Genomic DNA, 20,687 nt, shown 5'->3' with positions numbered 1-20,687 from the left:
CGCTATTTCCCCGTGATGTAGCCGGGGATCGCAACCCAGCGCTCGAGGAAGCGCATCGCGGTCACGACGACGGCGTTGACGAGGAGATAGAGGATAGTCGCAGCGGTGAAGGCCTCGAACACCTGGAACGAGAATTCCTGCATGGAGCGCGCCTGTCCGGTCAACTCGAGCAGGCCGATGGTGATCGCAACCGCCGTGTTCTTGATGGTGTTGAGAAACTCAGAGGTCAAGGGTGGCAGGATGATGCGGAACGCCATCGGCAGCAGCACGTAGCGATAGCCCTGCACCGTGGTCAGACCCAGGGCGGTTGCGGCCATCTTCTGCCCGCGCGGCAGCGAACCGATGCCGGCCTGCAATTGCACGGCGACGCGGGCCGACATGAAGAAGCCGACACCGATCGCGGCCGTCCAGAACGGCGCGTTCGGCAGCTGCTTCAGCCAAGTGCCGGCGCCTCTTGGCAGCAGTTCCGGCAGCACAAAGAACCACAGGAAGAGCTGCACGAGCAGCGGCATGTTACGGAAGAATTCGACATAGGCAAAGCCGAACCAATTCGCTCCCCTCGACGGCAGCGTGCGCATCACGCCGACGATGGAGCCGGTGATCAGCGCGATGACCCACGCCAGCGCCGCGGTCTTGAGGGTCAGCACCAGCCCCGACAGCAGCATGTCGAGATAGGTGCCGGTCCCCATCGGGTTCGGCTGGAAAAAGATTCCCCAGTTCCAGTTGTAGTTCACGTGTCCCCCGCGCGAACGCGCCGATCATGGATGTCCCGGCGTCTATGCAAATGTCCGGCCATTCTCCCTCCAGAATGTCCGAAATGTACCGCCTCTCCCGCAAGCGGGGAGAGGCGAACAGCTCGATCTTACTTGTAATCGTCCGGATTCGGCGAGTCCGTCGGCTTGGCGAACTCGTTCTTCAGCTCTGGCGAGATCGGCGTGTTGAGGTTCAGTCCCTTCGGCGGGATCTTCTGGGTGAACCACTTATCGTAGATCTTCTGGGCTTCGCCGGACGTATAGAGCGCCGCCGTCGCCGCATCGACCACCTTCTTGAAGGCGGGGTCGTCCTTGCGCAGCATGATGCCATAAGGCTCGGGCTTGGAGAACGCATCCTTGGAGATGGCATAGTCGTCCGGGTTCTTCGAGCCGGCCACCAGGCTCGCCAGCAGGATGTCGTCCATCACGAAGGCGACCGCGCGGTCGGTCTCGACCATCAGGAAGGCCTCGGCGTGGTCCTTGGCCGGAATGATGTTAGCGCCGAGGCCCTTGGCAACGTTGGCCTCGGTGAGCTGCTTGATGTTGGTGGTGCCGGCGGTCGAGACCACGGTCTTGCCCTTGAGATCGTCGATCGACTTCAGGCCGCTCGACTTCTTGAACACGTAGCGGCTGGCCGTCAGATAGTGGGTGTTGGTAAAAGCGACCTGCTTCTGGCGCTCGGCATTGTTGGTGGTCGAGCCGCATTCGAGATCGATGGTGCCGTTCGCCATCAGCGGGATGCGGGTCGCCGAGGTCACCGGATTGAGCTTGACCTCGAGCTTGTCCAGCTTGAGCTCCTTCTTCACGGCGTCGACGATCTTGTAGCAGATGTCCATCGCGAACCCGATGGGCTTCTGGTTGTCATCGAGATAGGAGAACGGGATCGAGGAGTCGCGGAAGCCCAGCGTGATCGCGCCAGTGTCCTTGATGTTCTTCAGCGTGCCGGTCAGCTCCTGGGCCCCGGCCTGGCTGACGGCGAAGGTGGCGGCAAGCGCGAGCCCGATGTAACGGAAATGTTTCACTTTTTATTCCCCTTTCAGATGATGCGGCCCGGATGCAAGCACAAATCGAGCCGGATTAGAATGTAACTTTCGGCTGGATCAAAGGCTCAGGTTAACGGCGCCGGCAACTCGCCGAGATCCCAGAACAGCCCGGCCATCACCGTCAAGGCCTCTTCGGTCAATGGCAGCAGGATGTGCTCATTGGGCGCATGCTGGGAGCAACCGGGATAGGAGTGCGGCACCCAGATCGTCGGCAGGCCCAGGATTTCGGAGAACACGTCGTTGGGCAGCGAGCCGCCGAAATTCGGCAGCACGGCCGGCGCCTTGCCGGTCGTCTCCTGCACTGAATTGGCCGCCCAATTGATCCAGGGGCTGTCGAAATCGGTCCGCGATGCGGCAAAACTCTGGGCCGCCCGCACCTCGACCATCGGAAAACCCTTTGCGACCAGATGCGCGCGGATGGCCTCGATCAGACCCTCGATCTTCGTCCCGACCACGAAACGCAGTTGCAGCACGGCATTGGCATGTCCGGGAATGGCGTTCGCCGGCTTCTCGATATTGCCCGATGCCATCGCCAGCACTTCCAGCGTGTTCCAGGCGTAGAGCCGTTCGGCCGCCGACAGGCTCTCCTCGCCCCAATTCTCCGCCAGCGCCGGCTCATCCGCGGTCGGCACCACCTGCACGTCGGCGAGATAGCTGCGGATCTGGTTGGTGAGCCGCGGCGGCTTCAGCGCGTCAAGCTGGAGACGGCCGTGGCCGTCAACCAGCGTGGAGATCGCGTTGACCAGGATGGTCGCGGGGTTGGCGAGCACGCCGCCCCAATTGCCGGAATGGTGACCGCCGTCGCGCAAGTTCACATCGAGATGGATGCGGATGCCGCCGCGGCAGCCCAGAAACAGCGTCGGACGGTCGGCGGACAGACGCGGCCCGTCCGAGGCCATGAACAGATCGGCCTTGAGCGCATCGCGATTGAGGTCGCAGACCTTGCCGAGATCGGGCGAGCCGATCTCCTCGCCCATCTCGACGATGAATTTGGCGTTGAAGCCGAGCTTGCCGCCTCTCGCCTCGCGCACGGCGCGCAGCGCCGCCATGTTGATGCTGTGCTGGCCCTTGTTGTCGGCAGTGCCGCGGCCATAGAGGCGCGTGCCCGCAACCGTCGTGCGCCAGGGATCGCGGCCGTCGCGCCACTCGCCCTCCATGCCGTCGACGACGTCGCCATGGCCGTAGATCAGCACGGTCGGCGCTGAGGCACTCTCGTGGTGCTCGGCAAACAGGAACGGCGCCTTGCCGCTCGGGGATTCGACGATGCGGCTGGTGAAATCAAGCGCGGCAAAGGCCGGTTGCATTTCCTGTTCCAGATAGGTGCGCAGCTCAGTGCCGCGCGAGGGATTCTGGCTCTCGGTCCGATAAGCGACGCGGCGGTCGAGCTCGGTGAGGAACGCACCGGATTTGAAATCCTCGCGGGCGCGGGCGATGGCGTCGGCTCTGGTCATGACTTGCTTTTCGAGATTTTGAGACGAAGGACATTACCCGAGACGGGCGGCTCTTCGAAAGTGGCGGGACTTCGATGGTTGTTGGAGTTCTCTTGGAATTTGGTTCTTGCTCTCTTGAGACTGGCTTGCCAAGTGCGGCAGCGCTGCGGATTTTGGCCTTGCCAAGGCCGAGACATCCAAGTCTAGGATATGCAAGAACTTCGCCAAGTTCGGGCGCACGTCTACCATTCGAAGAGCGCTCAGTACAGAGTGCCGAGGGACCGTCATGGCCAAAGAGATCAGGCTCAACGCTTTTGCGATGAATTGCGTCGCACACCAGTCACCGGGCCTGTGGACCCATCCGCGTGATCGCACCGCCAACTATAACCGCCTGCCCTATTGGATTGATCTCGCCAAGACGCTGGAGCGCGGCCGATTCGACGGGCTGTTCCTCGCCGACGTGCTCGGGGTTTATGACGTCTACGGCAACAGCCCTGACGCAGCCTTGCGCAACGCAGCACAGACGCCGTCGAACGAGCCGCTGCTGCTGCTCTCGGCGATGGCGGCAGTAACGCAAGATCTCGGGTTCGGCGTCACCAGCAACCTGTCCTTCGAGCCGCCCTACCCGTTCGCGCGACGGATGTCGACGCTCGATCACCTCACCGAGGGACGGATCGGATGGAACGTCGTCACCGGCTATCTCGACAGCGCCGCGCGCGGCGCCGGCAAGGACAAGCAGACCGGGCACGACGACCGCTACGACATCGCCGACGAATATATGGAGATCGTTTACAAGCTCTGGGAAGGAAGCTGGGAGGACGATGCCGTGCTGCGAGACCGGACGCGCGGCATCTTCACCGATCCCGCGAAAGTTCATCGCGTCAACCATGAGGGCGCGAACTACCGCATCAACAACACCATTCATCTCAGCGAACCGTCGCCGCAGCGCACGCCCGTGCTGTACCAGGCCGGCACCTCGCCGCGCGGCCGGCAATTCGCGGCGAAGCATGCCGAATGCGTGTTCATGTCGGGACCGTCGGCCAAGGTGATCGCGCCGCGCGTGGCAGCAATCCGGCAAGAGGCCGCCGCGCTCGGCCGCAACCCGGCCGAAATCCTGATGTTCTCGATGATGACGATCATCCTCGGACGGACGGAAGCCGAGGCGAAAGAGAAATACGCCGACTATCGCCGCCATATCAGCCCCGAAGGCGCGCTGGCGCTGATGTCGGGCTGGACCGGCGTCGACTTCTCCGGATACGACCTCGACCAGCAGGTCCGGCACGTCCAGAACGACGCTGGCCGCAGCGCCATGGACAACGTCACCCGGGCCGATCCGGACCGGGTCTGGACCGTGCGCGACGTCATCGAGCATGTCGGCATCGGCGGCGCCGGCCCGGTCGTGATCGGCACGCCGGAGATGGTTGCGGACAAGATCGAGCAATGGTTCGAGGCGACCGATGTCGACGGCCTCAACGTCGCCTTCGCGATCTCGCCCGGCGATTTCGAGGACATCGCCGACATGCTGGTGCCGGAGCTGACCCGGCGCGGACGGTACAAGCCGGGCTATGCCAAGGGCACGCTGCGGGAGAAGCTGTTCGGCCAAGGACGTGCCCGGTTAGGCGCGCCGCATCCGGCAGCGGGGTATCGGGTGGGGAAGACGGGGTAGGAGCCACATCCTCACTGTCATGCCCCGGCTTGCCCTCTTCGCTGAAGCTTAGCCGGCCGAGTGAGTTTGCAGGCCCGGCGTAGCCTAGCGCAGCCGGGACCGGGGCAGCCAGTACGCCGCGGCCTATCGAGGAATCACAGCCGTCTCTGGAATACTGGATCGCCCGCCTTCGCGGACGATGACAGCTGAGAACTTGGAGGCAGCGCTGCCACTTACACCCTCCCGTCCACCAGCACCTCGATCAGCTTCGTCCCCGGCCGGCCAAGCGCCGACGACAGCGTCGCCTTCAGCTCGCGGGGATCGCTGACCTTGATCGCCTCGCAGCCGAGCGCCTTGGCGACGCCCGCAAAATCCACCGGCGGATCGACGAAATCCATGCCGACGTAATTGTCATCGCCATGGAATGCGAGCAGGCGCTGCTTGATGATGCGGTAGCCGCCATTATTGGCGATGACGACGTTGAGCGGCAGCTTGTGATGCGCCGCCGTCCACAACGCCTGGATCGAATACATCGCGCTGCCATCGCCAGAGAAACAGACGACGGGGCGATCCGGATTGGCGATGCTGACGCCGACCGAGGCAGGCAGGCCCCAGCCGATGCCGCCGGAGGCGAGACCGTGATAGCCGTAGCGTTCGCGATGCGGGCGCAGGTTGGTGATCTGGCGGCTGGAGGTGAGCCCTTCGTCCACGAGAATGGCATGGTCGGGCATGGCCTGGATCATTTGCAGCACCAGAAAGTCCGGGTCGATCGGTGTGCGGCCGGCGCTCTTGTTGATCTGCTCGATCAGCGCGGCGCGGCGCGCAGTCCAATTCTTCGGCACGAGCTCGGCGAGGCGCTGCTTGGCGCGGCTCGCGAGTGTTACGCCGCCCATCTCTTTCAGCACCGGGATCAGCGCGCGCAGCGTTTCCTTCAAATCCGCCTTCAGCGCGATCTCGGCGCCGTAATTTTTGGCGATCTCCCAATCGACGAGACCGATCTGCACGATGCCGAGACCATCCGGCAGCGCATCGAGCTCGCTATGGACCGACATCCGCAGCGGATCGCCGCCAAGCGCAATCAGGAGATCGTAGGGCGCGAGCGTATCGCGCGCCGCTTTCTGAACCCGCGCCAGCGTGCCGACGAAGCTCGGGCTCTCCGAGAGGAAGTGCGCACCATAAGCTGTCGAGGATTGAAACGCGGCGGCGCCGAGCAACTCCGCCAATTCAGCCGCCTCCTTCAGCGCGTCACTCTTGACCACTTCGTCCATGGTGACGATCACAGGACGCTCGGCTTTCAGCAGCCGGGCAGCAAAGGCCCTGAGCGCGCCATCTGATGGTCTGGTACGCGCGTCGATGCGGGTGGAACGGCCGAGATCGATGCCCGCCTCGCTATTGAGAATGTCGCCAGGCAGCGAGATGAACACGGGGCCGGTCGGCGGCGTGGTCGCGACCTTTGCCGCGCGGCGCACGATGCGCGGCAGGTCCTCGAGCCGCGTCACCTCGACCGCCCATTTCACCAGCGGCTCGGCCATGCGTACCAAGGGACCGTACAGCACCGGCTCCATCAAGCCGTGGCCCTGCTCCTGCTGGCCGGCGGTGAGGATCATCGGCGTGCCCGTGAACTGGGCGTTGTAGAGCGAGCCCATCGCGTTGCCGAGGCCGGGCGCGACATGGACGTTGCAAGCGACGAGCTTTCCGGAGGCGCGGCTGTAACCATCGGCGATCGCGACGACCAGGCTCTCTTGCATCGCCATCACATAGGTGAGATCAGGGTGATCCTTCAGCGCATGCATGATCGGCAACTCGGTCGTGCCGGGATTGCCGAACAGATGAGTGATGCCTTCGTCCTTGAGCAGCGCGAGAAAGGCGGAGCGGCCGGTGATCTTGTTCTTCATGTTTCCTCCAGGAGCGGACGTTGCCGCAAGGACGGGCGTATGATGGCCGAAGTCGGAGGAAGCGTGCAAGGAAGCGCGGTCATGGCTGCGTTGCGCGAGCGCCACTCCGTGTCTCGGACGCGGCGCAAACGTGTAACGTTGCGACGCAGAGCCGGGACCCAGAACTCGCACGACGATGGTTGGTAGCATGGGCCGCGGCTCAGCAGCGCACCGCCGAAGGGGCGCTGCGCTGCGTCCAGGGCACGAGAGCTGTGTGCGCGGTGCGCTACAGCTCCTCCCGGCCCAATTCGAACGGATCCTCGCCCCTCGCCCGCTTCTTCCTTTTCGAGCGCTGCCAGACCACGCCCGGAAAGCCTTTCAGCGGGACCAGCGGCTCGCCGGCATAGGCCCATTCCTGCAGCTCTTCGATCGCGATGTGATAGAGCGGCTGACGGCCGGTGCGCTCGTTGAACAGCGCGCGGGGGATGTTGACCATGTGCGGCCCGCGCGGGCGCTCATAGGCGATCGGCGTGCCGCAATGCGAGCAGAAGCTGCGGGTGGTGTTCGTGGCCTTGTCCTCGTACCGCGTGAGCGCAGTCTTGCCAGCGGTGATGCGAAAGCGCTTCTTCCAGCTCCCGACGTAGGTCGCGTAGGCCGCGCCATGGGCGCGGCGGCTGGCGGCGGAATGATCATGCCAGGCCCAGCGCGCAGGCACGTCGATCTCGAAGCTGACCTTGCCGCAGAGACATTGCCCGGTGGCAATTCCTGCGGCGGCGGCGGCTTTGGCCATGGGGATTCTCTCCGTCGTCATTGCGAGGACGAGAATACACGATTGTCATTCCGGGGCGCGGCGAAGTCGCGAGCCCGAATCCATCAGGCGCACGCCAGGATGCGACATGGATTCCCGGCTCGAGGCGTTGCGTCGCCCCGGAATGACGGAAACAGTTCAGGCCGGCGTCAGTTCGTCATACGCCGGATAATCCGTGTACCCCTTCTCCTCCCCACCGTAGAACGTCGCACGATTGTACGGCGTGATCGGGAAGCCGTGCCGAAGACGCCGCGGCAGGTCGGGGTTGGAGATGAAGATGCGACCGAAGGCGATGATGTCGGCATATCCGTCGGCGATCGCGGCATTCGCGCTCCCGCCGGTGAAGCCGCCGGCGGTCATCAGCACGCCGCTGTAGAGCGGGCGGAACAGCACCATCGCGGAGGGCACGTTCTCCCAATGCACATCGGCGCGGCCCGCGCCGCTGGAACGCGGCTCGATGAAGTGCAAATAGGCAAGACCGAGCTTGTCGAGCGCCGTCACGATATGGGTATAGAGCGGCATCGGATCGGGCTCGCCGGAATCATTGGCGATGCCGTGAGGCGACAGCCGGACGGCGACGCGGTTCGCTCCCCAGACATCGATCGCGGCCTGCGTCACTTCGAACAGCAGCCGCGCACGGTTCTCGACCGATCCGCCATACTGATCAGTGCGCTGGTTGCTGCGCGATTGCAGGAACTGCTCGAGCAGATAGCCGTTGGCGCCGTGGATCTCGACTCCGTCGAAGCCGGCGGCGAGCGCATTCTTGGCACCCTGCCGGAATGCCTCGACGATGTCCTTGACCTCTTCGGTCTCCAGCGCGCGCGGTGTCTCGTAGTCCGAAATCTTGCCGTCGGCGGTCATCGCCTTCATGCCTTCGGCCTTGATCGGGATCGCCGAGGCCGACACCGGCAGCGCGCCACCGTGGAAGGAGGAATGCGAGACGCGGCCGACATGCCAAAGCTGGAGGAAGATGATGCCGCCTTTGGCGTGCACCGCGTCGACCACCTTGCGCCAGCCCGCAACTTGCGCCTCCGAATAGATACCCGGCGTCGCCGGATTGCCGCGGCCGTGCGAGAGCACAGGGGAGGCTTCCGCGATGATCAAGCCGCCCGGCGTCGCGCGCTGGCCGTAATATTCGGCGTTGAGCGGCCGCGGCGCGAAAGTTTCGCGCTCCGCCCGCATGCGCGTCAGCGGCGCCATCGCGACGCGGTGCGCGAGCTTGTACGGACCGACCTGCAACGGTCGAAACAACGCCTCGAATTTCATGCTGGCCTCAAATGGCTACGAATGGCTGACGATCATATAGCGGGGCGGCTACCGGAAGGGCGCCGCCCCACGAAGGCAATATTCCTCCTTGCGAAACGGAGGAGGGAAACTACGCCGTCTTGATCCAGACGGCCTTCACGTTGAGATATTCCTCGACGTGCTGCTTGCCCGACTCGCGGCCGTAGCCGCTCATCTTGTAGCCGCCGAAGGGCACAGCCGGGTCCATCGCCTGGTAGCAGTTCACCCACACCGACCCGGCGCGCAGACTCTTCGCTACCGCATGGGCCTTGCTGACGTCGCGGGTCCATAGGCCCGAGCCGAGGCCGAAAGTGGTGTTGTTGGCGCGCTTGACCAACTCATCCATGTCCTTGAACGCGATCGCGGAGATGACGGGACCGAAGATCTCCTCCTGCGCGATGCGCATGTTGTCCTGGACGCCCGCGAACACCGTGGGTGAGACGAAGAAGCCTTTCGACAGAGCGCCTTCGGTGACACGTCCGCCGCCGGCAAGCGCCTTGGCGCCTTCCTTCTGGCCGATATCGAGATAGCCGGTGACACGCTCCAATTGCTGCTCGGATACCAGTGGGCCGATCTGGGTGTTGGGATCGAGGCCGTTTCCGACTTGCAGCTTCTTGCCGAACTCCGCAACGCGGCCGACGAACTCCTCGTAGATCGACTGCTCGACGAACAGGCGCGTTCCGGCGCTGCAGATCTGCCCCGAATTGGCGAACACCGCCATCGCGGCGCCCGGTACCGCAGCATCGAGATCGGCATCGGCGAACACGATGTCCGGCGACTTGCCGCCGAGCTCGAGCGAGACGCGCTTGAGGTTGCCGGCCGACGCACGGATGATCGACTGGCCCGTGACATGCGAGCCGGTGAAGGCGACCTTGTCGACGTCGTGATGGGAGGCGAGCGCCGCGCCCGCGGTCTCGCCATAGCCGGGAACGACGTTGATGACGCCGGGCGGCACGCCCGCTTCCATCGCAAGCTCGGCGATGCGCAGCGAGGTCAGCGGCGCTTCTTCGGCAGGCTTGAGCACCACCGTGCAGCCGGTCGCGATCGCCGGACCGATCTTCCAGATGGTCGCCGTCAGCGGCCCGTTCCAGGGGATGATGGCACCGACGACACCGACCGGCTCCTTCAGCGTGTAGGAGAAGATCTCGCCAGGCAGCGAGTTCTCGATGGTCTCGCCATGGATAGCGGTGGTTTGGCCGGCGTAGTAACGCAGCATGCCGATGGCGCGCAGGCGATAGGCGCGGGTCCGGCTGACGGGGGCCCCCATGTCGAGCGTGTCGAGTTGCGACAATTCGTCGAAATTCTTCTCGACGAGATCGGCGAGCTTGAGCAGCAGGTTCTGCCGCTCGAACGGCTTGACCTTGCTCCAGGGTCCTTCGAAGGCGCGGCGGGCCGCGGCGACTGCACGGTCGATGTCTTCCTTGTCTCCCTCGGCGACGGTTGCGAGCAGCTCGCCGGTGGCGGGATTGCGGGTTTCGAAACGCTTGCCTGAGGCAGCGTCGACCCACTTCCCGTCGACCAGCATCTGCTTGTAGGACCCATTGGCGAATGGATGGCGCGTGATCGGAATAGCCTGCGACACAGCCATGGCTGCACTCCCTGTCAGGTGATTGATTGGTTCGATCTGGGCGGGATCGTTCGTCCCACAAAATACAGCGGCGCCGGAGAGGCGTAAAGGCGGCGCGGAGCGAAGACCTCCCATGCCGACTTGTGCAGGGTGGCACGAGACACGTGCTATAACGCGGCGGAACGCAACGTAGCTTCGCCGGAGGCCGCCATGTCACATCCCGCCATCGTCAAAGACAACGTTGCCGTGATCACAGGAGGCGCGTCCGGGATCGGATTTGCCGCCGCCACGGCGTTCGCGCGCATCGGCATGAAGCTGTGCATCGCCGATCTCGATCAGGTGCGGCTGGCCGAGGCCGCAACAAAACTGTCATCCGTCGCAGGTGCTGCGAATGTGATGACGTTTACCGCCGATGTCAGCAAGGCCGAGAGCGTGACGGAACTCGAAGGCGCCGTAGGCGAACGCTTCGGGGGCACCGACATTCTGATGAACAATGCCGGCATCCAGCCCGGCAGCACATTGTTCGCCGGGCCGGACAATTGGCAGCGCATCATCGGCGTCAACATGTGGGGCGTCATCAACGGCTCGCGCATCTTCGCGCCGGGCATGATCGCGCGCGGCAAACCAGGCCTCATCATCAACACCGGATCGAAGCAAGGCATCACCACCCCGCCGGGCGATCCCGCCTACAATGTCTCCAAGGCCGGCGTGAAAGCTTTTACGGAAGCGCTCCAGCACGAGCTGCGCAACACGAAGGGCTGCCACATCACCGCGCATCTGCTCATCCCCGGTTTCGTCTTCACCGGCCTTACCGCGAAGGGCCGCACCGAGAAGCCCGCAGGCGCCTGGACGCCGGAGCAGACCGTCGACTTCATGCTGGCGCGGATCGAGGCCGGCGACTTCTACATCCTGTGCCCGGACAACGACGTGCCGCGCGCACTCGACGAGAAGCGCATGCTGTGGGCCGTCGGCGACATCATCGAGAACCGCCCTCCGCTGTCGCGGTGGCACTCGGATTACGCGGATGCGTTCAAGACGTTTGTGGAGGGCGACTGACTATCAGACCCTCATGCTGAGGAGCTGGAGCACGACAGCACCGTGAGATCAGCCCGCCTACAGCGTCTCTTGCTTGTGCCCGCAATCCTTGCAGGCGTACTTGACGCGGGTCTGGCCCTTTTCCGCCTGCATCCGGTTCGGCGCGCCGCACTTGCCGCAGACGGCCTCGATGCGGGTGGTGCCCTGCTTGACGACGATGGATCTCTTTTCCATCGATTCGCGGATCAGGCGCTCGGCCTCCTCACGCAACGATTGTTTCGACAATGCTCGTCTCCGCCTCTGGAAAGCGCGAGAGCCATATCGCACCTGCGTTCAAATCACAATCGGCAAAGCCTGCTCTGACCTGGACAACCAGGTAGCAAGCCTCAGCATGTAAAGGATCTCGGCAACATATGAGCGCAACACCCCGCCATCATGGTTCGACTGCATTTTGCAGGCGATGCCACGATTGTTGCAAATGACCGGAGATACGGCGGGGGCGATGCTCAGCATCAGCCGCCCGCCATAGAGCGCTCCTCTTCCGCGCCCCTCTCCTCAAGCCGCCTTGGACACCTCCATCAGCAGCCGCTCGGCCTTGGCGTCCTCGATGCGGTTCACGAGGCGGCTGCTCTCGTGATTGTCGCGCACGGTCTTGGTCAGCGTGATGCAGGTCTGGATCAGCATGACGATGCCCATGGTGAGATAGCCCTTCACCCAGAGGTCGATCGGCAGGAAGAAGATGCCGATGGCGACGAGGAAAGCGGAGGCTGCGAAGGACGCGTAAGTGAAGCTCACCCAAGCACTGCTGTGCGGCTGGCCGTTCTTGTTCATGGTGGTCTCCTGTCGTTCGAATGATGATTGGTTCGGGAGATTGGGGTTGAGATCAGGCAGTCGGCATGCGCTTGGACTTCAGCCGCGCCAGCACATCGTCTGCGGTCGTCTTGAGCCGGGGACCAAAGCCCTGTTCGGCGAGTCTCTCGGCAGTGGCGAGCGGACCGGTGGTCGCGTCGAGCTCCACCAGGGCATCGTCGGCGGCCTGGGCCTCCATCTGCCGCTCGCGCAAACGCCTCAACGTGCCCTCCGCCTCCGGCAGCGTGGATTCGTAGGGACGCGCAGCCTCGATGCCACTGCGACGAAGCGAGCGCACCGCTTCCGATGCGCGGGCAATGCGGCGGCCGCGATCGAGGTCGGTGATGCGGGCCTGCGCGCTCGCGACATGGCGCTTCAACCGCGCGATCTCGGTCGCGAACAGCGCGCGTGCCGTCATCGACGCATCGCGATCGGCCTCGAGGCTCGCGATGGCTTCCGCCGCGTCCTTGGCGAGGTCCTCGCGGCCGCCGTCGAGCGCCGCAACGGCACGGGTCTCGAGATCGGCGATGCGGGCATTCGTCGCTTCGAGCTTGCGGCCCTCCTGCTGGTCCTGCGCGATCGCCAGCGCCAGCGTGCGCTTGCTGCGCTCGACGGCCGCGGCCGCATCACGCATCTGCTGATCGAGGATGAGAAGGGCGGTCCGGTCTTCCAGCTCCTCGCCCGCAGCGGCTACGCTGCCGCGGAAAAGGGTCACCACGGTCTTGAACATTTGTTGCTCCCTGTTATGAGCGTTGCTCACACGTGCTTTGTAGCATATCTTGAGCATTGCTCAAGATATTTATGAGCGGCGCTCACGAATTTGGTAAACAAATGTCTAAAACCTCGGAACGTCGAGAGAAACTGCGATCAGACCTAATTCTGGCGGCGGAACGAATGATCGCCGAACGGGGATTGGCTGGCCTGAAGACCCGGGATCTTGCCCGCGAGATCGGCTGCGCCAATGGCGCGATCTACAATCTCGTCGCCGACGTCGACGAATTGATCCTGCGGGTCGGCTCGCGCACATTGCTTCGGCTCGACAAGGCGCTCAGCGCCGCCGAAAGCGCGAGCGAGCCATCGCCACAAGAAGCCCTGGTCCGCATCGCGATCGCCTATTGTGATTTTGCCGCGGAAAATCTCCAGCTCTGGCGCGCGCTGTTCGAGCACCGCATGGAGGCCGACAAGATCGTCCCCGACTGGTCGATCGAGGACCAGATGCAGCTGTTCCGCCACATCTACCAGCCGCTGTCCGCGCTGCTTCCAACACGCAGCCCGGAAGAACTGAGCATCACCGCGCGCAGCCTGTTCTCGGCGGTCCATGGCATGGTGGCGCTGGGGTTGGAACAGAAGCTGGTCGCCGTGCCCCTGCCGGCGCTGCGCAAGGAAATCGCAGGCCTCGTACGCGCAATGCTGGTTGGGCTAGTCGCCCTCGCAGAGTAGAGCCAGCGCGGCGAAAACCGTTGGCGGTGGCTGACTAAAATTTCGCCTGTCGCATCGCGATTGCCGCGCTTAGCCTTCACGCAGCCCTATCCCCTCGCCCCACCCCGGAGTTCTCTATGCCCCTCCTCGTCCGCGGCGGCACCGTCGTCAATCACGATTATTCGCGCCGTGCTGACGTGCTGATCGACGGCGAGACCATCGTCGCGGTCGGAGCCTCACTCGATGCACCCGCGGGCGCTGAAGTGATTGACGCCGGCGGCGCCTACGTCCTCCCGGGCGGCATCGACCCGCATACCCATCTCGAAATGCCGTTCATGGGCACCGTCACCGCCGACGATTTCGAATCGGGAACCAAAGCGGCGCTCGCCGGCGGCACCACGATGGTGTTGGATTTCTGCCTGCCCGATCCCGGCCAGTCGATGCTCGCGGCGTATCAGGACTGGCGCCGCAAATCCGAGAAGGCGGCTGCCGACTATGGTTTCCACATGGCGGTGACATCGTGGTCGAAGCAAATCCATGACGAGATGGAGACCGTGGTCAAAACCTACGGCATCAACACGTTCAAGCATTTCATGGCTTACAAGGGCGCGCTGATGGTGAACGATGACGAGCTCTACAACTCGTTCGCGCGCTGCGCTCATCTGGGCGCCATGCCGGTGGTCCATGCCGAGAACGGCGACGTCGTCGCCCTGATGCAGGAGGCGCTTATCGCACGCGGCGTCACCGGCCCCGAAGGCCACGCTTACTCGCGACCGCCGGAGGTCGAGGGCGAAGCCACCAACCGCGCCATCATGATCGCGGACATGACGGGCACGCCGGTCTACATCGTGCACACCAGCTGCCGCGAAGCGCATGAGGTGATTGCGCGGGCGCGCGCGGCCGGCAAGCGCGTCTATGGCGAACCGCTGATCCAGCACCTGTTGCTCGATGCCGGCGAGTACCAGAACAAGGACTGGGATCACTCCGCCCAGCGCGTGATGTCACCGCCGTTCCGCGACAGATCGCATCAGGACAGCCTGTGGGCCGGCCTGCAAGCCGGCTCGCTCCAGGTCGTCGCGACGGACCATTGCGCCTTCACCACCGCGCAGAAACGGTTCGGCCTCGGCGACTTCAGGAAGATTCCGAACGGCACCGGCGGGCTCGAAGACCGCCTCGCGCTGCTGTGGACCGCGGGCGTCGCCACCGGGCGGCTGACCAAAGAAGAATTCGTCGCGGTGACTTCGGCGAACATCGCCCGCATTCTCAACATCTATCCGCGGAAAGGCGCCGTCGCCGCCGGATCGGACGCCGACATCGTGGTGTGGGATCCCAAGGCAACCAGGACCATCAGTGCCAAGCGGCAGATGAGTCGGATCGATTACAACGTGTTCGAGGGCTTTTCCTGCACCGGCGGGCCGGCCGCGACGTTGTCCCGTGGCCGCATCGTCTGGAAAGATGGCGATCTGCGCGCCAAGGCAGGCGACGGCCGTTATGTCGAGCGGCCGCCATTCTCGCCGGTACATCTGGCCAATTCGACCTGGAAGAAGCTCACCGCCCCCCGCGCGGTCGAACGCGGCGCGGTGACGCCGTAATACTCCTCGCCGCGAGATCAGAGCGATCGCTTCTGCGGCAATGCCTCGGGCAACTACAGCTTGAATCTTGGAGAGGGCTTAGGAACGAACGTCCGGACGCCTCGTTGTCGCGTATCTTTCCTTCCAGAGCGCGAGCCCCCCATGTATCACCACGTCAAAAAGCTGATGTTCACCGTGCGCGTCGACGAACCCGATCCGCGCTTCGGCAATATGCTCCTCGAGCAGTTCGGCGGCGCCAATGGCGAACTCGCGGCCGCGATGCAATATTCGATTCAGGGGCTGAATTGCGAGGACCCCGACCGCAAAGACCTGTTGATGGATATCGGCACCGAAGAGCTCAGTCATCTCGAGGTCGTCGGCTGCCTGGCGCGGATGCATCTTGCGCCTTCAAAGAACGACCGTCAGGCGGCGGAAGCCGATCCGCTCATTGCCATTGCCGGCGGCGGTGGCATCAATCTGTTCAATTCGCAGGGGAATCCCTGGACCGCCGACTATCTCAAGATCACCGGGGAGCTCGACGTCGACCTGCGCAGCAACATCGCCGCCGAAGCGCGAGCCAAGATCGTCTACGAGCGTCTGATCAATTTCTGCGACGACGCCGGCAGCAAAGACGCACTACAATTCCTGATGACGCGCGAGATTACGCATATGAAGGCCTTCGCGCGCGCACTCGAAAGCCTGTCCAAACCGGCCTTCAGTGTCGGCCGGATCGCTCCGACTCCTGGCCTCGTGAACCAGTACTTCAACGACTCCACCGGCAGCGGTGACCACGGCGAAATCGACACCCGCGGTCCGTGGAACGAAGGCGAAGACTGGGTGTTCACCGAGTCCCCGGCACTGCAGTCCGCGGAGCCCGGCGCTACCACAACGATCGTCACGGAGAGCTCGCCGCCCGTCGACGAAGCCGGCCTGACCGATCTTCTGCTTCACGAGCTACGTGACATTCTCCATGCCGAGAAGCAGTTGACCAAGGCGCTTCCGAAGATGGCGCAGGCCGCGCGTTTCGACCAGTTGCGGGAACTGTTCGAGCAGCATCTCGCCGAGACCGAGAACCAGGTCGAACGCATCAACGAATGCTTCGAGCTCCTCGGCGAGAACGCTCGGGCCAAGCCTTGCAAAGGCATGATGGGCCTGATCGAGGAAGGCCAGGAGGTCATGAAGGAAGGCGAAGAGAAGGAAGACGCAGCCGCCGACCTCGCGCTGATCTCAGCGGCTCAACGCGTCGAGCATTACGAGATGTCCGGCTATACCACGGCACGCAATCTGGCCCAGCAGCTCCGTCACAGCGCGGTCGTCGCCTTGCTCTCGAAGTCGCTCGCCGAAGAAGAGAATGCCGATCTCCTGCTCAATCAAGTGGCGCGGTCGCTGATGTCGGTGGCGAAGATGCCCGCCGCACTGGAGCAGGCCGAATAGGAATCTGGCGAACGCGTGCGCACTGAGTTCAACCGCCCCCCTCTACGGGGCGGTACGCGCTGCTCCTCGCACTGCGCTGGCCGCGCTGGCTGACTGGCCGTTCTCGCTCTTGACGATCGCGAACTGCTTAGGTGCCGGTGCTGTTCAATTATGCCGCACTCGACCTGCGGCGAGCCGATCTTCTTGCGCAACCGCGGCCGGATTTTCGACGCCTTCTGCACCAGCCGCCCGCAACAGGGCGGCACCGGGATGGGGTTGGCGATGGCACAGACGGTAATGGCGAGCCATGGCAATCCGGCTCGAGCCGGCCGACCAGGGCGCGGCTTTCGAACTTCAATTCCCTGTCGCCTATTCCCTGTAGCCTAGATGGCGAACACCCAGGCGGCGACGATGGTGCCGATGGTGACCAGACCGGCGATGGTCCAGCCGGCGGCATATTCCAGCTCCGGATGGCCGGTCGCCCGCATGATCTCTGCCGGATCGGCGGAATGCTTCTCTGCCATGACAGCCTCGCACATTACTCCCCGCGTCCTATGTAAGTCGCATCAGCCGCCATAAGGTTCCATCACGGACGTGCGAGGAATGACGCAGCTAGGCTTGTTCGCAGAACCACAAGTAGGGCCCGCTGGGCTTCGCTATACGGACAATTTTATCGAGGCGGCCGTTGAGCAGGCCTTGATCGGCCGCATCGCGGCATTGCCGCTCCAGCGCTTCCAGTTCGGCGCCTTCGAGGGCAATCGCCGGGTGGCCTCGTTCGGCTATCGCTACGACTACTCCCTGCAACGTCTGGCCGAGGCGGAGCCAATCCCGGACTGGGTGGCGCCCGTCGCGCGCCAGGTCGAGGCATGGGCGGGACTGCCGTCGGGCGACATCCGGCAGGTGCTCTGCACCGAATATGAGGTTGGCGTCGGCATCGGCTGGCACCGCGACAAGCCGCATTTCGACAAGGTCCTCGGCCTGTCGCTCGGCGCGCCCTGCAAATTCCGCTTTCGCCGCCGCAACGGCGACCGATGGGAGCGCCACGCGCTCGAAGCCATGCCGCGCTCGCTCTACATCATGGACGGCGAGGCACGGTCGCAATGGGAGCACAGCATTCCGCCGGTCGAGGCGCGCCGCTATTCGATCACCTTCCGAACCATGAAGCGGGCCTGACAGGCCGTCCAAAACAAAAACTGCGAAAACAACCCCATGCACAGTAGAAAGCCGTTTCCGGCTCGAGGCTTTGCGGCGCTGGGCAACGGCTTGACGGATCGAGATAAAACGGCTGCGCCGCGCAAATCGTCCTCCGGCCCGTCAACTTGCGTTCCAAGAGCGGCTGCAGGCCGGGCGGGATGTCCGTCCCGTGCCGACCGAGGTGCCGTGAAATCGCCTCAAGCCGAGCCAACTAATGCGGCGAATTGAATAGACAGGCCAAACCGGCAAGCCAATATGAGGCACGCAAAGCCGGCATCACCATGAAGAATTATCTGGCATTTTTCCTAACTCTGACCATGACCTCGGCCTCCGCGCACGGACCCTTGCCGGCGCGGCCGTCGCCGCCCTCCGATCTCGTCCAAGTGGGCCTCACCGATTCCGACACGACCGCCGGCGGCACCGCGCGGCTGTGCGAGCAGGTTACCTTCTCGCGCGGCCTGCGCTATGGCGAGAGCGAGGCCAATGTGCTCGACGTCGCGACCAGCGCGACGAAGGCGGATACCCCGCGGCCGGTGCTGCTGTTCGTGGCCGGCGACACCTTCACCGGCGACCGCGCCGCGCCGGAGCTGGCCCGCCAGATCCAGGACCAGGCGATGTGCTTTGCCGCGCGCAACGATATGATCGGGGTGCGCGTGGGCTATCGTCTGGCGCCCGGCGCGACCTGGCCCGCCGGCGCGAGCGACGTGGCGGCGGCACTGTCCTGGGTCCACGGCAATATCGACCTGTTCAACGGCGATGCCCGCGAGATCGTCGCGGTCGGCTACGGCGCCGGCGCCTTCCATGTCGCCACCCTGCTGGCGCATCCCGAGCTTCAGGCCGACCGCGCCGACGTCGCCGCCGTGATCCTGGTGTCCGGCATCTACCGTGCGGGCAAGGACGCCAGCGACAGCGAGAAGGCCTATCTCGGCAGCGACGCCAGCCAATATAACAAGCGCTCGGTCTTCCCCGGCATCCTCAATGTCGACGTGCCGATCGTGCTGGCCTGGGCCGCGGACGATTCCGCCGGTGTTGTGGCGCAGGGCGAGACCCTGAAGAAGACGCTCTGCGGCGCCGGCCATTGCCCGCGCAGTGCGCTACTGCGCAGCCGCGACGGCATCGCGAGCGCCTTCGGCCTCGACGGCTCCGGCGACAGCCTCGCCGAGCCGACGCTGCTGCTGGTGCATCAGCTCGAGGCGCGGGGACTGCCATAGCGGGCGTGACAGCAGGCCTGCCATTTCATTCGGTCCCTAAGTTGCGTTGATGCGGACGATCAAGCCATACGATCGTCAAACGCTTGACCTACACCAACCAGCCTTGGTGGGGATCGAGCCGACCTCTCCGGGGCCAACGTTGAGGTGCCGACCATGCGCATCACCGGCAGACTATCGTTCGTTTTGATCCTCGCCTACGCCTCCCTCGGGGCGATGTCGCAGCAACATGCGGAGCAACCCACGACCGACAAGGAAATCCGCATCGGCAATGTCATGCCGTATTCGGGACCGCTGTCGGAGTTCGGCGCCATCGGCCAGGCGGAGGCCGCCTATTTCGACATGATCAACGCGCGTGGCGGCATCAACGGCCGCAAGATCCGCTTCATCTCGCGCGACGACAATTCCGATCCGGCGACGGCGCTGGAGCTGACGCGCAACCTGGTCGAGACCGGCGACGTGCACCTGATGTTTGGGTCGTTCGGTACGCCCGGCAATCTCGCCACGCGCTGGTATCTCAACGAGAAGAAGATCCCGCAACTGTTCGTCGCCTCCGGCGACGAGGAGCTGAGCCAGCCAAGCGCGTTTCCCTGGACCATGGGCTGGCAGCCGTCGTTCCGGTCCGAGGGACGCATCTACGCCAACTACATCCAACCCTATTATCCCCGGAAGAAGATCGTGGTGCTCTGGCAAAACGACCAGTTCGGGCGCATGCTCTACAAGGGCGTCCAGGAAGGCCTTGGCGATTTGAACCGTCATGTCCTCGTCGACATCGCCTTCGACATTGCCGACGAGCATCTCGACGGGCACGTCTCGATTCTTAAGCGCGCGGGCGCCGACATCTTCATCTTTCTCGGCGTGCCGTCGACGGCCTCCAAGGTGATCAAGCTGGCGGCCTCATTTAATTGGCATCCGGTGTTCATCGTGAACGATGCCGCCGCCTCGATCGCCAATGCAATGGCGCCAGCGGGCCTCGAGAACTCCGCCGGCGTGATCTCCGCGGTCTTTCTGAAGGATCCGAGCGATCCCGCATGGAAGGACGATTCCGCCATGAAGGAATGGTTCGCCTTCATGGACAAATACCATCAAGTCGAAAGCACGAACAACAGCGCGGCCGTCTTTGGCTACGCCGCGGCCGAGGCGCTGACGCTCGTGCTGAAGCAATGCGGCGACGACTTCTCGCGCGAGAACATCATGCGTCAGGCGGCGTCGATTAGGGGTCATCACCCCTCCGTTGCGCTGCCCGACATCAGGATGAATACCTCGCCCAATAGCTATCTGCCGATCAAGCAGATGCGGCTCGTCCAGTTCGACGGCCGTTCCTGGCAGCCTTTTGGCGACGTGATCGAGACCGCCTTCACCGAAGGCGCGGCGCGGTGAGGCGCCTCAGGCGTGAGTGAGGTACATATGGCCCCCCGGGCTAAAACCTCTCCCGCTTGCGGGAGAGGTCGGCGCGAAGCGCCGGGTGAGGGCTCTCTCCGCTTGGGGATTGTCCCGTTGAGGAGACACCCTCTCCCCAACCCTCTCCCGCAAGCGAGCTACCGTATTCACGCATCTCTGTCGGAGCCATTCGCCGATTAAGCCCAAAAAGTGAG

20 protein-coding genes are annotated in these 20,687 nt (G+C 64.0%); 8 read left to right on the top strand and 12 right to left on the bottom strand.

All coding sequences use genetic code 11. The features are described 5' to 3' along the window. Positions 1–2: 2 nt before the first annotated feature. From IVA98_RS01935 to IVA98_RS01925, 3 genes are all read right to left on the bottom strand, one after another. On the bottom strand, positions 3–734 hold the full coding sequence (locus IVA98_RS01935; RefSeq protein ID WP_247277760.1) for an amino acid ABC transporter permease: 732 nt from the start codon (positions 732–734) through the stop codon (positions 3–5). A gap of 128 nt (positions 735–862) precedes the next feature. Next, positions 863–1,774 carry an amino acid ABC transporter substrate-binding protein gene (locus tag IVA98_RS01930; protein WP_247277654.1) on the bottom strand — a complete coding sequence of 304 codons (912 nt, stop codon included), beginning with the start codon at positions 1,772–1,774 and terminating at the stop codon, positions 863–865. Between the two features lie 86 nt (positions 1,775–1,860). Further along, a complete protein-coding gene (locus IVA98_RS01925; protein ID WP_247299282.1) occupies positions 1,861–3,246 on the bottom strand; it encodes a M20 family metallopeptidase in 1,386 nt (461 codons plus the stop codon). 265 nt (positions 3,247–3,511) lie between these two features. On the opposite strand from IVA98_RS01925, the gene IVA98_RS01920 reads away from it, so the two are divergent. Further along, positions 3,512–4,891 (top strand): LLM class flavin-dependent oxidoreductase, encoded by a 1,380-nt coding sequence (locus IVA98_RS01920; RefSeq protein ID WP_247299281.1) that lies wholly within the window; start codon positions 3,512–3,514, stop codon positions 4,889–4,891. Positions 4,892–5,103: 212 nt separating this feature from the next. Here the strand turns inward: IVA98_RS01920 and IVA98_RS01915 are convergent, their stop codons facing one another. From IVA98_RS01915 to IVA98_RS01900, 4 genes are all read right to left on the bottom strand, one after another. Beyond that, positions 5,104–6,765 carry a thiamine pyrophosphate-binding protein gene (locus tag IVA98_RS01915; protein WP_247299278.1) on the bottom strand — a complete coding sequence of 554 codons (1,662 nt, stop codon included), beginning with the start codon at positions 6,763–6,765 and terminating at the stop codon, positions 5,104–5,106. Between the two features lie 265 nt (positions 6,766–7,030). Beyond that, complete coding sequence (locus IVA98_RS01910) at positions 7,031–7,534, bottom strand: GFA family protein (protein ID WP_247299276.1); 504 nt, start codon at positions 7,532–7,534, stop codon at positions 7,031–7,033. 156 nt (positions 7,535–7,690) lie between these two features. Further along, positions 7,691–8,818, bottom strand: a complete 1,128-nt coding sequence (locus tag IVA98_RS01905; protein WP_247336805.1) for an alkene reductase — start codon at positions 8,816–8,818, stop codon at positions 7,691–7,693. A 109-nt stretch (positions 8,819–8,927) separates the two neighbouring features. After that, entirely contained in the window at positions 8,928–10,424 is a 1,497-nt protein-coding gene (locus tag IVA98_RS01900; RefSeq protein WP_247277660.1) for an aldehyde dehydrogenase family protein, read from the bottom strand. A 189-nt stretch (positions 10,425–10,613) separates the two neighbouring features. On the opposite strand from IVA98_RS01900, the gene IVA98_RS01895 reads away from it, so the two are divergent. Then, the gene (locus IVA98_RS01895; protein ID WP_247354239.1) at positions 10,614–11,459 is read left to right on the top strand and encodes an SDR family NAD(P)-dependent oxidoreductase; all 846 of its coding nucleotides are present in this window, start codon (positions 10,614–10,616) and stop codon (positions 11,457–11,459) included. Between the two features lie 57 nt (positions 11,460–11,516). On the opposite strand, the gene IVA98_RS01890 is transcribed toward IVA98_RS01895, so the two are convergent. The 4 genes from IVA98_RS01890 to IVA98_RS01875 are packed head-to-tail and all read right to left on the bottom strand — an operon-like array spanning position 11,517 to position 13,017. After that, complete coding sequence (locus IVA98_RS01890; protein ID WP_247299272.1) at positions 11,517–11,723, bottom strand: hypothetical protein; 207 nt, start codon at positions 11,721–11,723, stop codon at positions 11,517–11,519. A gap of 48 nt (positions 11,724–11,771) precedes the next feature. Continuing rightward, a complete protein-coding gene (locus tag IVA98_RS01885) occupies positions 11,772–11,951 on the bottom strand; it encodes a hypothetical protein (protein WP_247299271.1) in 180 nt (59 codons plus the stop codon). A gap of 42 nt (positions 11,952–11,993) precedes the next feature. Continuing rightward, on the bottom strand, positions 11,994–12,269 hold the full coding sequence (locus IVA98_RS01880) for a YiaA/YiaB family inner membrane protein (protein WP_247299270.1): 276 nt from the start codon (positions 12,267–12,269) through the stop codon (positions 11,994–11,996). 52 nt (positions 12,270–12,321) lie between these two features. Next, entirely contained in the window at positions 12,322–13,017 is a 696-nt protein-coding gene (locus tag IVA98_RS01875) for a PspA/IM30 family protein (protein WP_247336799.1), read from the bottom strand. A gap of 101 nt (positions 13,018–13,118) precedes the next feature. Here IVA98_RS01875 and IVA98_RS01870 point away from each other — a divergent pair, with 101 nt between their 5' ends. The 3 genes from IVA98_RS01870 to IVA98_RS01860 all read left to right on the top strand — a co-directional run bounded on the left by IVA98_RS01870 (position 13,119) and on the right by IVA98_RS01860 (position 16,711). Further along, positions 13,119–13,727 (top strand): TetR/AcrR family transcriptional regulator, encoded by a 609-nt coding sequence (locus IVA98_RS01870; protein WP_247299268.1) that lies wholly within the window; start codon positions 13,119–13,121, stop codon positions 13,725–13,727. A gap of 116 nt (positions 13,728–13,843) precedes the next feature. After that, entirely contained in the window at positions 13,844–15,298 is a 1,455-nt protein-coding gene (gene hydA / locus IVA98_RS01865; protein WP_247354238.1) for a dihydropyrimidinase, read from the top strand. A 141-nt stretch (positions 15,299–15,439) separates the two neighbouring features. Beyond that, positions 15,440–16,711: a DUF892 family protein gene (locus tag IVA98_RS01860; RefSeq protein WP_247299266.1), complete on the top strand. Its 1,272-nt coding sequence runs from the start codon at positions 15,440–15,442 to the stop codon at positions 16,709–16,711. A 362-nt stretch (positions 16,712–17,073) separates the two neighbouring features. On the opposite strand, the gene IVA98_RS01850 is transcribed toward IVA98_RS01860, so the two are convergent. Beyond that, positions 17,074–17,214 (bottom strand): hypothetical protein, encoded by a 141-nt coding sequence (locus IVA98_RS01850; RefSeq protein WP_212327277.1) that lies wholly within the window; start codon positions 17,212–17,214, stop codon positions 17,074–17,076. Between the two features lie 79 nt (positions 17,215–17,293). On the opposite strand from IVA98_RS01850, the gene IVA98_RS01845 reads away from it, so the two are divergent. From IVA98_RS01845 to IVA98_RS01835, 3 genes are all read left to right on the top strand, one after another. Further along, positions 17,294–17,863 (top strand): alpha-ketoglutarate-dependent dioxygenase AlkB, encoded by a 570-nt coding sequence (locus IVA98_RS01845; protein ID WP_247354237.1) that lies wholly within the window; start codon positions 17,294–17,296, stop codon positions 17,861–17,863. 302 nt (positions 17,864–18,165) lie between these two features. Continuing rightward, entirely contained in the window at positions 18,166–19,095 is a 930-nt protein-coding gene (locus tag IVA98_RS01840; protein WP_346657674.1) for an alpha/beta hydrolase, read from the top strand. 153 nt (positions 19,096–19,248) lie between these two features. Beyond that, the gene (locus tag IVA98_RS01835) at positions 19,249–20,472 is read left to right on the top strand and encodes an ABC transporter substrate-binding protein (protein WP_247354236.1); all 1,224 of its coding nucleotides are present in this window, start codon (positions 19,249–19,251) and stop codon (positions 20,470–20,472) included. The last annotated feature ends 215 nt before the right edge of the window (positions 20,473–20,687 follow it).

The organism is Bradyrhizobium sp. 160 (genome assembly GCF_023073735.1).
Lineage (GTDB): Bacteria > Pseudomonadota > Alphaproteobacteria > Rhizobiales > Xanthobacteraceae > Bradyrhizobium.
Note: the sequence above shows the minus strand (reverse complement) of the source record. Positions and strands in the feature narration are given on the sequence as shown.

Excerpts from the sequence above, each read along its gene's own strand:
- IVA98_RS01900 (WP_247277660.1), bottom strand. The coding sequence starts at position 10,424 with ATGGCTGTGTCGCAGGCTATTCCGATCACGCGCCATCCATTCGCCAAT.
- IVA98_RS01870 (WP_247299268.1), top strand. The coding sequence starts at position 13,119 with ATGTCTAAAACCTCGGAACGTCGAGAGAAACTGCGATCAGACCTAATT.
- IVA98_RS01885 (WP_247299271.1), bottom strand. The coding sequence starts at position 11,951 with ATGCTGAGCATCGCCCCCGCCGTATCTCCGGTCATTTGCAACAATCGT.
- IVA98_RS01860 (WP_247299266.1), top strand. The coding sequence starts at position 15,440 with ATGTATCACCACGTCAAAAAGCTGATGTTCACCGTGCGCGTCGACGAA.
- IVA98_RS01915 (WP_247299278.1), bottom strand. The coding sequence starts at position 6,765 with ATGAAGAACAAGATCACCGGCCGCTCCGCCTTTCTCGCGCTGCTCAAG.
- IVA98_RS01835 (WP_247354236.1), top strand. The coding sequence starts at position 19,249 with ATGCGCATCACCGGCAGACTATCGTTCGTTTTGATCCTCGCCTACGCC.
- IVA98_RS01925 (WP_247299282.1), bottom strand. The coding sequence starts at position 3,246 with ATGACCAGAGCCGACGCCATCGCCCGCGCCCGCGAGGATTTCAAATCC.
- IVA98_RS01850 (WP_212327277.1), bottom strand. The coding sequence starts at position 17,214 with ATGGCAGAGAAGCATTCCGCCGATCCGGCAGAGATCATGCGGGCGACC.
- IVA98_RS01880 (WP_247299270.1), bottom strand. The coding sequence starts at position 12,269 with ATGAACAAGAACGGCCAGCCGCACAGCAGTGCTTGGGTGAGCTTCACT.
- IVA98_RS01905 (WP_247336805.1), bottom strand. The coding sequence starts at position 8,818 with ATGAAATTCGAGGCGTTGTTTCGACCGTTGCAGGTCGGTCCGTACAAG.
- IVA98_RS01895 (WP_247354239.1), top strand. The coding sequence starts at position 10,614 with ATGTCACATCCCGCCATCGTCAAAGACAACGTTGCCGTGATCACAGGA.
- IVA98_RS01910 (WP_247299276.1), bottom strand. The coding sequence starts at position 7,534 with ATGGCCAAAGCCGCCGCCGCCGCAGGAATTGCCACCGGGCAATGTCTC.
- IVA98_RS01840 (WP_346657674.1), top strand. The coding sequence starts at position 18,166 with ATGAAGAATTATCTGGCATTTTTCCTAACTCTGACCATGACCTCGGCC.
- IVA98_RS01920 (WP_247299281.1), top strand. The coding sequence starts at position 3,512 with ATGGCCAAAGAGATCAGGCTCAACGCTTTTGCGATGAATTGCGTCGCA.
- IVA98_RS01875 (WP_247336799.1), bottom strand. The coding sequence starts at position 13,017 with ATGTTCAAGACCGTGGTGACCCTTTTCCGCGGCAGCGTAGCCGCTGCG.
- hydA (WP_247354238.1), top strand. The coding sequence starts at position 13,844 with ATGCCCCTCCTCGTCCGCGGCGGCACCGTCGTCAATCACGATTATTCG.
- IVA98_RS01845 (WP_247354237.1), top strand. The coding sequence starts at position 17,294 with ATGACGCAGCTAGGCTTGTTCGCAGAACCACAAGTAGGGCCCGCTGGG.